At 59.5% G+C, this 13,729-nt stretch carries 13 protein-coding genes; 5 read left to right on the top strand and 8 right to left on the bottom strand.

Going from position 1 to position 13,729, the window contains the following annotated elements:
* The first annotated feature begins 142 nt into the window (after nt 1-142).
* Nucleotides 143-1,897: a sensor histidine kinase gene (locus ACN0RV_RS07655; protein WP_417347042.1), complete on the top strand. Its 1,755-nt coding sequence runs from the start codon at nt 143-145 to the stop codon at nt 1,895-1,897.
* Nucleotides 1,894-2,493 (top strand): response regulator transcription factor, encoded by a 600-nt coding sequence (locus ACN0RV_RS07650; RefSeq protein WP_417347041.1) that lies wholly within the window; start codon nt 1,894-1,896, stop codon nt 2,491-2,493. The genes ACN0RV_RS07655 and ACN0RV_RS07650 overlap by 4 nt, the downstream gene beginning before the upstream one ends.
* Before the next feature lie 33 nt (nt 2,494-2,526).
* Here the strand turns inward: ACN0RV_RS07650 and ACN0RV_RS07645 are convergent, their stop codons facing one another.
* The 5 genes from ACN0RV_RS07645 to ACN0RV_RS07625 form a co-directional block, all read right to left on the bottom strand.
* Nucleotides 2,527-3,762: an ABC transporter permease gene (locus ACN0RV_RS07645; protein WP_417347040.1), complete on the bottom strand. Its 1,236-nt coding sequence runs from the start codon at nt 3,760-3,762 to the stop codon at nt 2,527-2,529.
* A complete protein-coding gene (locus ACN0RV_RS07640; protein WP_417347039.1) occupies nt 3,759-4,436 on the bottom strand; it encodes an ABC transporter ATP-binding protein in 678 nt (225 codons plus the stop codon). Before ACN0RV_RS07640 ends, ACN0RV_RS07645 begins: the two co-directional genes overlap by 4 nt.
* Nucleotides 4,433-5,803 (bottom strand): efflux RND transporter periplasmic adaptor subunit, encoded by a 1,371-nt coding sequence (locus tag ACN0RV_RS07635; protein WP_417347038.1) that lies wholly within the window; start codon nt 5,801-5,803, stop codon nt 4,433-4,435. Before ACN0RV_RS07635 ends, ACN0RV_RS07640 begins: the two co-directional genes overlap by 4 nt.
* A gap of 182 nt (nt 5,804-5,985) precedes the next feature.
* The gene (locus tag ACN0RV_RS07630) at nt 5,986-7,350 is read right to left on the bottom strand and encodes an ammonia-forming cytochrome c nitrite reductase subunit c552 (protein ID WP_417347037.1); all 1,365 of its coding nucleotides are present in this window, start codon (nt 7,348-7,350) and stop codon (nt 5,986-5,988) included.
* Nucleotides 7,351-7,566: 216 nt separating this feature from the next.
* A complete protein-coding gene (locus ACN0RV_RS07625) occupies nt 7,567-9,885 on the bottom strand; it encodes a helicase-related protein (RefSeq protein WP_417347036.1) in 2,319 nt (772 codons plus the stop codon).
* Nucleotides 9,886-10,062: 177 nt separating this feature from the next.
* Here ACN0RV_RS07625 and ACN0RV_RS07620 point away from each other — a divergent pair, with 177 nt between their 5' ends.
* The 3 genes from ACN0RV_RS07620 (at nt 10,063) to ACN0RV_RS07610 (ending at nt 12,010) form a co-directional block, all read left to right on the top strand.
* Complete coding sequence (locus ACN0RV_RS07620) at nt 10,063-10,452, top strand: hypothetical protein (RefSeq protein WP_417347035.1); 390 nt, start codon at nt 10,063-10,065, stop codon at nt 10,450-10,452.
* A complete protein-coding gene (locus tag ACN0RV_RS07615) occupies nt 10,452-10,724 on the top strand; it encodes a GIY-YIG nuclease family protein (protein ID WP_417347034.1) in 273 nt (90 codons plus the stop codon). Before ACN0RV_RS07620 ends, ACN0RV_RS07615 begins: the two co-directional genes overlap by 1 nt.
* A gap of 353 nt (nt 10,725-11,077) precedes the next feature.
* Complete coding sequence (locus ACN0RV_RS07610) at nt 11,078-12,010, top strand: LysR family transcriptional regulator (RefSeq protein ID WP_417347033.1); 933 nt, start codon at nt 11,078-11,080, stop codon at nt 12,008-12,010.
* 61 nt (nt 12,011-12,071) lie between these two features.
* On the opposite strand, the gene ACN0RV_RS07605 is transcribed toward ACN0RV_RS07610, so the two are convergent.
* From ACN0RV_RS07605 to ACN0RV_RS07595, 3 genes are all read right to left on the bottom strand, one after another.
* Complete coding sequence (locus ACN0RV_RS07605; protein ID WP_417347032.1) at nt 12,072-12,485, bottom strand: GNAT family N-acetyltransferase; 414 nt, start codon at nt 12,483-12,485, stop codon at nt 12,072-12,074.
* Nucleotides 12,486-12,556: 71 nt separating this feature from the next.
* Complete coding sequence (locus ACN0RV_RS07600; protein ID WP_417347031.1) at nt 12,557-12,751, bottom strand: hypothetical protein; 195 nt, start codon at nt 12,749-12,751, stop codon at nt 12,557-12,559.
* Between the two features lie 213 nt (nt 12,752-12,964).
* Entirely contained in the window at nt 12,965-13,726 is a 762-nt protein-coding gene (locus ACN0RV_RS07595) for a response regulator transcription factor (RefSeq protein ID WP_417347030.1), read from the bottom strand.
* Nucleotides 13,727-13,729: the final 3 nt, after the last annotated feature.

The raw sequence follows: 13,729 nt of genomic DNA, 5'->3' as shown, positions 1-13,729 counted from the left end.
AGTTCAACAAAGCCCCCCCGGAGTCGATATAGTGGTTTTCCGTATGTCGCCCGTTTAGGTGAGCCAACTCACACTCCCCCCCGCTGGCTGCAACTACACTGTGCCTGTCGAAATACAGTTGCGAGAAACCGTGATTAGCCGATTGATTACCCTTGTTTGTTTTACCCTGTTACTGACTGCGCCCCAGGCCCTGGCCCGGGAGCAGGTGCGCCTGGCGGTACTGGCATTCGACGCCCCCGATAAGGTGCGTCAAAGATGGCAGCCCACGGTGGACTACCTCAATGCCCATCTGGAGGAGCACAAACTGGTGTTGCTGGCCCTACGTCCTCACCAGGTGGACCGGCTGGTGCAGCATCAGTCCTTTGACTTCTTCATCGGCAACGCGGTCAAATCCCTGCAGCTCAAGCAGCGCTATGGCTCCAGCCAGCTGCTGAGCTTAAAGCCCCTTGGCGGGCGCGACCCGGCGTTTGCGGTGGGTTCAGCCATCGTCACACGCAAGAGTCAGCAGATAGGCAGCCTGCAGGCCCTGCGGTCCAAGCGGCTGGTCTCGGTGAGCCAACAGGCGTTTGGCGGCTTTATCGCCTTCTGGCGGGAGCTGGACCAACAGGGGCTGGCGCCACTGAGCGACTTCCCCTACCTCAAGTTCGTCGGCTTTCCCCAGTCCAAGTTGTTACATCAGGTACTCAGCGGCAGTGCCGATGCGGCCATCGTGCCTACCTGCCTGCTGGAACATATGGAAAACAGCGGCCAGTTACCCAAGGGCGAGCTCACGGTCGCGCTGACCCGGGATACCGACGGTCCCTGCGCCAGCAGCACTCAGCTCTACCCCTACTCCTCTCTGTCCAAGATGGGACACACCAGCAATCGCCTGGCCGCCCAGGTCACCCGGCTGTTACTGGATCTCTACCCCACCAACCCAGCCGCCATTGCCGGCCGCTACGAAGGGTGGACGGTGCCGGTGGACGACAGCCACGTGTTCGCCCTGCTTAAAGAGATTCGCCTGTGGCCATTCGACGCCGACTGGCGCGAGTTCTGGCCCCAGGTCACCCCTTACCTGCTGGGGTTGGCGGCGCTGCTGATGCTCGGCTATGTCCACCACCTGCGGGTGCGGGCCATGGTGACCCGCAGAACAGCGCAGTTGCGACAGGAGATGGCTGACCACCGCCAAACCCAGGAGGAGCTGGAGCAGCAACAGCGGGGATTCTATAAGGCTCAAAGGGTGCTGCTGACCGGCGAGATGGCCTCCGGCATCGCCCACGAACTTAACCAGCCCCTGGCCAGTATCCGTTACCTCACCCAGGGCTGTCAGTATCGCCTGGAGGCCGAGCCTCTGGACAAGAGCGCGCTCGACCAGGGGCTGGAGCGCATCGCCGATCAGACCGATCGCGCCCGGGAGATCATCCGCAAGCTGCGGGAGTTTTGCGCCCGCTCCAGCCGCCAGGAGCCGGTTGACCTATCGGTTCTGGTGAACGAAACTCTGGCGCTGATGGCGCCGGACTGCCGCCATAACCGCTGCCAGATTGAGCTCAGGGAGCCCATTTCAGCCGGAGTAATTACCGGCGACCCCACCCTGCTGCAGCAGGTGCTGGTCAACCTGATGCGTAACGGCATGGAGGCGATGCTGAGCCTGCCGGAGGAACAGCGGCAACTGGATATCGCCCTCACCCACTCAGACGACGAACTGTGTCTGTCGGTGCGTGACCGCGGGCCCGGACTCAGCGACGACAAGCTGGCCCGGCTGTTTCTGCCCTTTGAAAGCGACAAGCCGGAGGGCCTGGGGCTGGGCATGACCATCTGCAAACGCATCGTCGAGGAGCACCATGGTCGCATCGAAGCCCAGCGACAACAGCCCGGCCTGGCCCTTATCTGCCATTTCCCCCTTAGGAGTACACCATGAGCGCCATCTTTCTGGTTGATGATGACAGGGACGTCAGAGAATCCCTGCAATGGATGCTGGAGGCCAAAGGGATGCAGGCCGAGGGCTTCGACTGCGCCGATGCCTTTCTCGACGCCATGGATCCGGACCAGGTGGGCGTGGCCATCCTGGACATCGAGATGCCGGGCCTGGATGGCCTGGCCCTGCAGCAGGAGCTCAACCGCCGTGGCAGCCTGCTGTCGGTGATCATCCTCACCGGTCACGCCAACGTGCCTCGGGCCGTCGCCGCCCTCAAGGCCGGCGCACTGGATTTTCTGGAAAAGCCGGTTGAGGGAGAACGCTTGCTGCCGCTGATCGAACGTGGCCTCAAGGCCTCCCAGGAGCGTCAGCAGGAGGACAGCCTGGCCGGTGACTGGGAGACCAGGGTGGCCCAGCTGACCGAGCGGGAAAGCCAGCTGATGCAACTGGTGGTGGAGGGCAAAACCAACAAGGAGATCTGCGACAAGCTGTTTATCGCCCAGCGCACCGTGGAGATCCACCGCGCCAACCTGCTGAAAAAGATGGGGGTTAAGAACGCCGCCGAACTGGCGTTTCTGGTGGGACGAAACCGGCGATGACACGTAAATAAGTGCCAGTCGCCGGCTCAGCGTCTATTCGAATCGCAGCGCATCAATAGGATCCAGTGACGCCGCCTTGCTGGCCGGGTAGTAGCCAAAGCCCACTCCGATAAGGGCAGTGGCGGCCACGGACAGCATCACGATGGAGAGCGGCAGCACCATGGTCCAGCCGAACAGGGGTTCGGCCACCGCCAACAACAGCAAAGACAGCAGCAACCCCAGCATCGCCCCCAACAGACAGAGGATGACGCTCTCGATCAGGAACTGGTTGCGAATGTCTGCCGGTTTGGCCCCCACCGCCATCCTCAGGCCAATCTCCCGGGTCCGCTCGGTGACGGTCACCAACATGATGTTCATCACTCCGATTCCGCCCACCAGCAGGGAGACCGCCGCCACCCCGGCCAACAGCGAAGAGAACACCTTGGAGGCGTTGGCCCGGGTCTCCATCATCTGCGACAGGTTACGGATGACGAAGGGCTGGGTGGCCTCGCTCTTCACCCGGTGACGCTGCCTGAGCAGACTGTCTATCTCGTCGCTGACCCAATCCATGTTCTGCGCCTGGTCCACCTGCACCATAATCCGCTTGACCCTGTCCTGGAAGGCGGTGTTGCCTCCGAGGATGCGCCGCTGGGCGGTGGAGATGGGCACCAGCAGGGTGTCATCGGTATCATTACCGCGCATATCCTCACCCTTGGATTTGAGCAGGCCGATGATGGTGACCGTGGTGCGGTTGATGCGCACCGACTCTCCCAGGGCCATCTGAGGCACACCGAACAGCTCCTTGGCCACGGTTTCTCCAATCAGGGCCACTCTGGCGGCGCTGTTCACCTCCTGATCGGTGAAAGCCCTACCGTCACTGATGTGCCAGTTCATGGCGCTGAGCATGTCCAGGTTCATCCCCTCGACCCGGGTGTTCCAGTTGGCATTGCCCCACACCACCTGGGCCAGGGAGGAGATGGAGGTGCCTGAAGCCACCACCTGAGGGATCTGGTCGCGGATGGCGTCCACATCACGCATGGTCAGGGTCTCCACCGCCCCGGCACTGCCGGCGGCGCCGCCGCTGGAGACCGACTGGCTCTTCACCATCAGCAGGTTGGTGCCCAACGCCGCAATCTGCGCATCCACTTCCCTTTGGGCACCCTCCCCCAGGGCAAACATGATGATCACTGCGCTGATGCCGATGACAATACCCAGGGTGGTGAGCACGCTGCGCAGCAGGTTGCGTTTGAGGGAGGTGATGGCGGTCAGGGTCAGTTGCAGGGGTTTCATGAGGCCGCCTCCAGTTCGCCGTCGCGAACCACTATGGTGCGACTGGCCCAGGCGGCCACTTCCGGCTCATGGGTCACCAGCACTATGGTGATCCCCTGCTCGTTAAGCTGACGGAACAGTCCCATGATCTCCTCACCGGTGCGGGTATCCAGTGCGCCGGTGGGCTCATCCGCCAGAATCAACTGGGGACGATTCACCAGGGCGCGGGCGATGGCCACCCGCTGCTGCTGGCCGCCGGAGAGCTGGCCCGGGGTATGCTGCATCCGCTCTCCCAATCCCACCAGTTGCAGGCACTCCCGGGCGCGGGCGTCGTCGTCACGTGTCGGGTCTGGGTTGTACATCAGCGGCATCTTGACGTTGTCCAGGGCACTGGTGCGGGACAGCAGGTTGAACTGCTGAAACACGAAGCCGATGTAGCGGGAGCGCAGCATGGCCAGACGCTCCTTGGCCAGGCCGCCGGTCTCCTCGCCGAGCAGGGTCAATTGCCCCTGTTTGGGGGTCATCAGACAGCCGATGAGGTTCATCAGGGTGGACTTGCCCGAGCCTGACGGCCCCATGATGGCCACCATCTCCCCCTGCTCTATGGTCAGGTCCACGTCCTTGAGCACCTGAAACTCCTCCTCCCCCATGGGGAAGCTGTGTCTCAGGTTGCGGCACTGGATGGCGGCGGTCATAGGCTTACCTCCCGCACCTGGGTCACCACCTCACTGCCCGCCAGATCCAGCCCCAGTACCTGGGTATGGCCCTCGTCGCTGATCCCCAGCTCCACCCCCACCAATTCGGTTTCCCCATTGCGACTGAGCAGCAGGTGCCCAAGCCTGAGGTTGCCGCTTTGCAGTGCCTTCATCCGCTGTTGCTGCTCCGGAGTGAGGATCTGCTCCAGGGCGCGGGTCATGCGCTGGCGCATCGCTTCGCGGTTGCGACCCGCAGGATCCTTTTTCATCTCGTCGCGCAACTGGGTCAGCTGGTCCCGCTGCTGCTCGGTCAGATTCAGCTGACTCAACAGTTCGCCCTGGCGGCCCTGACTGACGCCGCTGGACTGCTTGGCCGCCTCCCGCGCGCCGATACGCAGGGCGGAGTTGGGCACCCGCACCACGTCGCGGGCGGTGGCAATCTCTATGGTGAGGTCGGCGGTCATCCCAGGCAGAAGGCGTCCGTTGGGGTTGGGGACGGCGATGATCACCCTGTAGGTCACCACCCCGGACTCCACCGTCGGCGACTGACGAATCTGACGCACCTTGCCGTCAAACTGACTGTCTGGATAGGCATCCACCTTGAAGCTGACCTTCTGACCATCCTGAATCAGGCCGATGTCCGACTCATCCACGTAGGCCTCAATCTCCATCTGGGTCAGGTCCTTGGCAATGACAAACAGCTCAGGGGTGTTGTAGCTGGAGGCCACGGTCTGGCCCGCTTCCACGGTGCGGTTAATCACCACCCCGTCGATGGGGGAGCGAATCTCGGTGCGGGCCAGTTCGATGAGCGCCTGCTCCAACAGGGCGTTGGTGGCGGCGCTGTCCGCCTCAAGCAAGGCCACCTTGCCCCTGGCCTGGCCAAGCTCCAGTTCACGCAGGCTGAGGTCGGTGCGCAGCTGGCTGAGCTCCTCCTCGGAGATGTTGTTGCCCTTGACCAACCCCTCGCCGCGCACCAGATCCTGACGGGCCTTGTCCAGGTTCACCTCGGCAATGCCGATGGCCAGTTGCTGTTGTGCCAGTTCAGACTGCAGCCGCGCCAGCTGTGCCCGGTACTGATCGGCGCGGGCGGCAAAGCTGCGGTCGTCAATCTTGGCCAGCAGCTGTCCCTGGCTCACCTGATCGTTGAAGTCCGCCAATATCTCGGTGATCTGGCCGGACAGCTGGGCCCCCACCACCAGATCGTCCACCGCCGCCAGGGCGCCGGTTGCAGCCACCTGTTTGCGAATCACGCCGCGATCCGCCAACTGGGTGTCATACTGGTAGCGATTTTTCGGTGTTCTGTCCGTCAGGCCCCAGGCCCCTGCTGCCAGCGCCACGGGCACCAAAACCAATAACCATCGTTTCATGGGTCAACCTTTTCCTGAATTCTCTGAGGAAAAGGGTATGGACTGGGGGGAGAAGGGCAAAGCACCTTTGAACAGATTTACCTAGACGGGCAATCTGTAACAGACAGACATAAAAAAACGCCCCCTTGCGGGGGCGTTTCGGACCTGGTTTCAGTCAATCTCGTGCGTGTGAGAGGTCGAGATTAGAACTGTACCTTGGTAGGCCACTCTTTCTGTACGCGCTCTTCCAGGAATTTCTTCTTCTGGGCGTCCATCTTGGTCTTGTCCAGACCTACGATGGCTTGCGCTTTGGCCTTGGTGGAGTAGTCAGGGTAGGTCACCTTGTCTACGCCGTGCTTGGCCAGAATCTTCTTCAGGGCAGCGCGAGCTTCGATACCGATCTCTTTGGCCTTAGCCAGTTCTTCCAGACCCAGTTCAGGGTTGTGGGCGTAGATACCGTGAGAAGCAATCGCGTAGTCCCAACGCCACTGAGCGTGACGGATGAGCTTCAGAGCGTCTTTCATTTCAGCTTCGGTAGCACCGGCTTCCCAAGCTGCACCAGCGTCGAAGTGCGCTTTCACGATAACTTTCTCGGCGGCGATCTGAGCTTTGTGTACTTCTTTCTTGGCAGATGCCAGGGCGTCAACCAGCTCAGCCTTGGTGTCGTGACAGTTGGAGCAGGTCTGCTCGAAGTTGTCGATGGCGTTAGCTACGTTGTGCTTGGAGAACTCTTTGCCAGCAGCGTTTTCTTGCTTAGGCATGTGACAATCGATACAGGTCACGTCCATCTCAGCGTGTACGGAAGGCTTCCAGGTTTCCCACTCAGGGTGCTGGGCTTTCAGCATAGGCGCTTTGGAGATCTTGTGAGTCCAGTCTTTGAAGCCCAGGGCATCGTAGTAAGCCAGGATGGCGTCGGCGCTCATGCCGCCGTCCCATGGGAACTTCACGTTCTTGTGGTCGGTACCGTCGAAGTAGTATTCAACGTGGCACTGGCCACAGGTCATGGCAGCCTGGATGTTGGATTCCTGCTCTTCAAACTTCTGACCGCTGGCGGCGAAAGCGCGCATAGCGAAAGGACGGGCAGGAGTAGGCTTGCCAGTTGCGGAGTCGTGACAGTCAGCACAGCCGATGGAGTTGGCCATCTCGTGACCCCAGGCGCCCCACTTCTTCTCGGAGAAGTTGCCTTCACCAACCTGATCGTACATACGCTTCAGGTCAGGAGTCTTACAGCCCCAGCAGGAAGCAGCCATAGGACCTTCAGAGTCGGTCATTGGGCCGCCGGTACGCAGGCTGCGGATGTTATCGATAACGGCGAACTGGTGACCACGAGGCTTGTTGTAGTCTTTGGCGAAGCCGTAGCCGCCAAACATCAGAACAACCATTGGGTCTTCAGCCAGGATGTCATCCAGAGCGTTGGACTCTTCAGTGCTCGCCCAGGAGGCGTACTGATCGGGATACTTTTCTTTCCAAGTGATGTTGTTAGCGTCTTCAGGGCTGTTCTTAGCGAACGCAGAACCACTGATGGCCGCGATAGCAACAGCAATAGCCAGTTTATTCAATTGTTTCATCTCATCCTCTCCGAGGCTTATTTTTATCTCTCAAGGCAAATCATAGAGAAGTGATGAAAGGCTAGGGATACCCCTTTGGGGGTATTCCTCAGAAAAGTTATTTCAGATCAACTTTTTGGCCATATTTTGACAGATCTCCGAAAATTTTTACCCATGTATGTCAAAAACTTAGATCAAGAACTACCCCAAAAGTGGTAGCCAATATAAATCAATGACTTAGCTCAAACTCACCCGTTTGCTGGCCTTGCCATAGAACACCCGCCACCCTGCCCAGCGGGGCAGCTCCCAGCGCTTTGGACCCGCCTTGCGAGTGCCGGAATCGTACACCACATCGATGCTCTTCTTGCGGATGTCGTACTCCACGGTCACCTTGAGCTCCGCCAGGGTCAGGCGCAGGGGAAAGCGCTCATCGAATTCGGCGCGCTGCCAGTCAGGAATGCCCTCAAAGCTGAGCTCCTCCTCGTCGATGAGCTCCATGTCATCGAAACTCTCAACCCCCAGCTCCGTTAACCTTTGGGTCAGCCAGGCCTCTGGCTGCGGCGTGTCGCCCTCGCCCTCTCCCAAGGCACACCACAGGGCCCAGGCAGCCAGATCCTGCTTCAGGCGGCTGCCCACGCCGGGAAGGCGCTGCCCACCCAGAATCTCCCCCACCAGGGTGGCCACCACCTGGTCACCACTGCCCTGATGGCTCACCTCACCCAGCTCCCGTCCGGCATAGACCACCTTGGAGATCAGGGTGCAGCCATCCTCCTGCAACTCACCGGTTTGCAACTCGCCCAGCCCCGCCTCAAGAATCTGCTTGAAGGTTACCGGGGCCATGCAGGTGGCCAGATTCAGGGTCTGTTTGACGCCTCTGCCGGGAAGGGAAAACTGGTCAAACACCACGGCCCCCTGAGCCTCCTCCGAGACGCGGCTGTCCCGCCCCTGCTGTACCTCGCTGTAGCCATTGCCCAGTGCCTGGTTTCGCTTGAGGCGACGCACATAGACCAGATCCGGCTGGGCCTGCATCACCGCCGCCAGCCAGGCGTTGCGGCTCACCGGGGTGGCCACAGAGAGCTGAGGCAGCGCCAGGGCGTCACGGATCTGATTGGCCAGCATCCTTGCCTCAGTCAGCATCTGTTTATCGCAACTGAGCTCTTCGGGCAGCTTATCCCTGAGCAGGGAAAGCAGTGTCATGGCGTCGCACTCCTGAGGCTGCCAGGCCTTAAGCGCCTTGAGGCCATCCTCGCTGGTGGGGGGCTGCCACAATCTGGCCCCCAGACTCAGGGCCGCGGAAAGGTCCACCATCGCCTCACGGCAGGCTTTCTCCTCCATGGCGGTGATCAGGTGGGCAAACAAAGTATCGATGGGCAGAGGGTAGAGGCGCCGACCATGGTCTGTGGCCCTGCCCTGGTCATCGATGGCCTGCATCTGCTCGAGCTTCTCCCGGGCTATCCCTAAGGATTTGTCAGGCAAAGCATCCACAAACTCCAGATCCTGCAGGCGCTCTCCGGCACAGGCGGCGGCCAGCATCGGCTCCACCAACTCCTCCCGCTTGAGTTCTGGCGGCGTCAGTGCCTCCATGGGGGCGTGCTGTCCCCAGAGCCGATAGCAGATCCCGGCCTGCACCCGCCCTGCCCGGCCGGCTCTCTGGGCGGCGCTGGCCAGGGAGATGCGGTGCAGCCCCAGCACAGTGCGGCCATTTCTCTGGTGGGTGCGACGCTCCAGCCCCGAGTCCACCACACAGGTGATACCGGGAATGGTCAACGAGGTTTCCGCCACATTGGTGGCCAGAATTACCCGCCGGCGCTCGCCGCTGCGCAGAGCCGCACGCTGTTCGGCATTGCTGGCCCCGCCATGCAGGGGCACGGTTTGCACATCAACATCTTTGAGTTGCGCGGCACATTGACTGATCTCCCGCTTACCGGGCAGAAACACCAGAATGTCCCCGGGACTCTCTTCAAGCCCCCTGAGCACAGCGTCTCTGACCCGGCCCTCCAGCCCCCGTTCATCGGGCAACTGGCGACTCTCCTTGGCCAGATGGTGAAGAGTGACGTCGAACTGACGCCCCTCGCCGATTAGACGCTCCCCCTCCAGATAGCCAGCCAGCCGCTCGCCGTCGATGGTGGCCGAGGTAAGCACCAGGCGATGTCGGTTGCGCCGTTTGAGCAGAGCCAGAAGCAGATCCGTATCCCAGCGACGCTCATGAAACTCATCGATGATCACCGTCTCATAGCCCGACAGGCCATCTTCGCTGAGCCAGCGCAGGGCCACCCCCGGGGTGACAAAGGCCACCTGGGTCTTCTCGTCGACCGTGGATTCGAAACGTATGGCATGGCCCACCCTAGGCCCCTGCCCAGAGGAGAGAAAATCAGACAGGGCCAGGCAGGCCACCCGCCGGGGCTCAACCACCAGCACCCTGCCCTTTTCCGACGCCCACAGTGGCAGCCGGGTCGATTTTCCCGAGCCGGTCTGAGACTCCACCACCATATGGTGTGACTCCAGCAATTCCAGGAAGCGGGGTTTTAGGGGGTCGATGGGCAGAGTGACTGACATAATCCAGGCGGTTTTCGGCAAGGCAATAACCGCCCAGTCTACCCCACAGCGCCATCGGCAACCAGATGTCACGCTACGTTTGCCGAGATCTCCCCCAGCCAGCCGTTCATCAATTTACACCATTGAAAGAACTGCTTATCCTAGTGATATCCCAAGCAGAATGAGGGGAAGAGGAAGATGTCACGCTGGCAGTGGTTGTTCTGGATTGACCTGGCGGTCGCCATCGGCGCCATGATGGCGGTCATTCTTATTCCGGCCCCCAGTTTCGCCCTGTGGACCCTGCTCAGTCTGACCGTGTTGTTGATCCACCCCAGTTTCGGTTACGCCTATCAGGTGCCCATCGGCAGCCTGTGGCTGGCACGGCTGAATGCCGGACTGGTGATCCTCTGCTTCGCCTTTATCCTGCTGATGAGTGTCATCATGGTCTATCAACACCCAGACCTGTTACATCTTCTGGAGTTTGTCCTGATCTTTGCCGCCATTTTGGTGCTGATGCACCCCCCCTATCAATACGCCTTCTGCAGTCCCCACCTGTGGCAGAAACAGGACCATGTGGTGCATTTCTGATGTGGTCTCTGTATCTGGTGCGCACCGCCTGTGACCGTCTCTATACCGGCATCACCACAGACGTGGAGCGCCGCTTTAATGAGCACAGCAGCGGCAGGGGCGCCAAAGCGTTAAAGGGAAAGGGGCCGCTGACGCTGGAGTTTCATACCCCAGTCGGCGACCGTTCCCAGGCTTCAAAAGTGGAGTACCGGATCAAGCAACTAAGCCGCTCGCAGAAGGAGTTGGTGCTGTCTCAACAGACCCTGCCCGAGCACTGCCTGGACGCACTGTAGAAGACTAAAATGAACACTCCCCTGCCGTTCGCCCATAAAAAAGCGGCGCTTTCCATAGCACCGCCGCGGGTAATAAGGGGGATATCCGAACAATAATCTGTATAGATGGCATCCTGCCTACAAAGGTTGATGAAAGCGATTACTCGTCGCAGCACTCCTCGGAACAGGGCGCAAGGGCGGGGGCAAACAGATGAACCAGATGATCGCTAACACGCTCCATCCAATGAGACAATAGATTACTCACACCGACCTCTGCGACAGAATTCCAAAAAAGTAGAAACAAAGTTTACTGTGATCGTCGGAAACCTGTAGTATCAAACCAGTAGAAACTGCTTCAACAAAAAGTTTAAAGCATGGACATCGAACTGAGTCGTCACCTGCCCGCCTTCATTGCCGCCGCCCAAACCCACAACTTTTCGGCTGCCGCCCGTCAATTGGGCGTCACACCCGCGGCCATCAGCAAGAACATCCGAACCCTGGAACAGGGCCTCGGCGTCCGGCTGTTTCACCGCTCAACCCACGCCCTCTCCCTGACCGACGAGGGTGCGGCCTTCCACAAACGCATCTGTCCCGTCGTCGATGAGCTTCGAGAGGTGTTGGGCACCACCCGGGATGAGAGTGGTACCCCGGCGGGCAAGCTCAGGATCAGCCTGGCCTACCAATACGGCCGACAATATGTCGTGCCCCTGTTGAAAGGCTTTCTTGAGCGCTATCCGCAGATTGAGCTGGATATGAGGTTTGAAGACCGTATCGTGGATCTCTTCGAGGAGGGGATCGACCTGGCCATAGGAAATCAGATTAACCAGGATGCCAGCATCGTAGCCAGGCCCATTACCGATATCGATCTGGTTTACCTCGCCTCCCCAGAGTTCCTGAAGAAACACGGCAGCCCTCAGCATCCTAACGATCTTGAGCATTACAACTGCATCGTCTACCGTTCGCCCACTACGCTCAGGCGCAAACCCTGGCAGTTCTGTTCACCCAAGGGTGAAAGGCTCGTCAAAGACAACCTGAAATCGAGTATTTCAGTCACCAATCCGGAGCTCGGCCTGGAGTTGGCCGTCGAGGGCATCGGCATCTCGCCCGGACCGCTGTTCTATGCCAAGGAGTTGATTGAACAGGGAAAGTTAGTCCCAATATTGACCGACTACCAAAATAAACTTCCCCCGATGATGATCTACTACCCAAGCCGTAAGCAGCTTCCCGCCAAGTCCCGGGTTTTTATCGACTACCTGCTTGAACAACTGGGGGCCGATGCCTATGCCAAGCCTGGCACCGGTCCATGACGCGGACAATGGCGTCTCCCTGTCTTCCTGATGCAGCAAAAAAGCCGGGCTGTTGGCCTTTTTAAAGAGTTTTGGTCATATAGGCGCGGCAACCGGTCAGCGGATACTGTTGCTGCTCCCACACCGCTTGATAGCCATGTTGTTCGTAAAAGGGTCTGGCCTGAAACTCCAGGGTATCGAGAAAACACCACCTGCACCCTCTCTGTTTTCCCTGGCGTTCAAACTCTTCGAGAATCTGCTTGCCCCAGCCTTCCCCTCGCAGAGCCTCATCCACCCAGAGCCAATCCAGGTGCAGCCAGTGGCCGAAGCTGCTGCCACTGGCCCCGGCCAGCAGTTCGCCCTGCTCATCGTGCAGCGCCACCGCCAGAGGCTTACGCTCCACTTCGGGCCAGTTAGCTCGGTTGAGCGCTCGGATGCGCGAGCGCAGCGACTCCACCAGCTCCTCTGTGGGCGATTGAATAACTTCCAGTTTCATGGCACTTCCCTGCTGCTGCTCTCCCTGACAATACAAGGGCTCAGTGGAACAGAAATGACAAGAAAAGGGAATCAGGGGGGCGGCTCTCCCCAGGCGGTGGCCTGCACCACAATGCACTGTCTGGCATAACCGAAATGCCACAGGGTCTCATCATCGATGCTGATGTCTACCAGAAAGTGAGTGCCGGGAATTACCTGTTTGGCGGCCTTCAGGGCCTGTTGAGTGGAGGGTGGCTCATCCATGGGCAGGAGATACAAGCCTTGCACTTGGCAGCTACGTCCTTCTACCGGCCCTAAAGCAGCGGTCTTTTCTGAGTCACCTTTATGACTGTGGGGCACAAAGGTACCGTGCAGGGCAGATGTGCACCCGGACAGAACCATTATCAGAAAACACGCACCGCACCAATGTCGGACCATGGTCGCACTCCTTGCAAACCCTGTTGAATCTCAAACCAAAAATCGCCGAGTCTCGACGCAAAGTCAATCAATCAATCCCAGGGTGTGGGCCATGCTGATCAATTGCGCCCGGTTGCGGGCATTGAGCAGTTCCTTGAGTCGGTCCAGGTGATAGTTAACCCCACTCTCGGTAAGTGACAACTGCTCCGCTACCTCCTCACTGGAGAAACCTTCGGCAGTCAACCGGAGGATCTGCAGTGCCCGCTCCGACAGGCAGTTGAAGTTGGCGATGGGATTGATCTTGGCGATGCACTGCTCATTGAAATAACTGGCGTACAGAGCCAGTTGATGGCCGATTTCAGCTTCATGCGCTTTCAGTTTTGCCTGCAACTCCTGCCGAGGCAGATCTGAGAAATACACGAAAGCTGCCAGCCAATCCGGATGGTAGCGCACCGGCAAATGCCAGACGCCGCGGCTGCGGATGCCATATTCCTCCAGCAACCGGTGAAACTGCTCCCCTTTGGCACCGTCGAAATCAGGGTCCTGCCAGACGCTCATCCCCATGGGGTGCTTGTTGAAGTAGGCCTCATCGCCGCCAGCGAAGTGCTGCAGGTACCGATGACGGAAATTCAGGATTGACTCACTGGAACAGACACAAAACTTGGCCCGAATCATCTCTTGGGGGATGCGGCGGCGCAGCTTTTTAAACTGGTGCAGGCTTGGGATCATCACCTTGGTGGTAATGCCGTAAAAAAACTCGGTGATACCAAAGCGGGCCAGATAGTTGCGCGCCTGTTGCACCACCTCGGGATCGATGTCACAGGACTGACTTAGGGTGCTGCTCATAGT

Source organism: Ferrimonas sp. (assembly GCF_048263965.1).
GTDB lineage: Bacteria > Pseudomonadota > Gammaproteobacteria > Enterobacterales > Shewanellaceae > Ferrimonas.
Note: the sequence above shows the minus strand (reverse complement) of the source record. Positions and strands in the feature narration are given on the sequence as shown.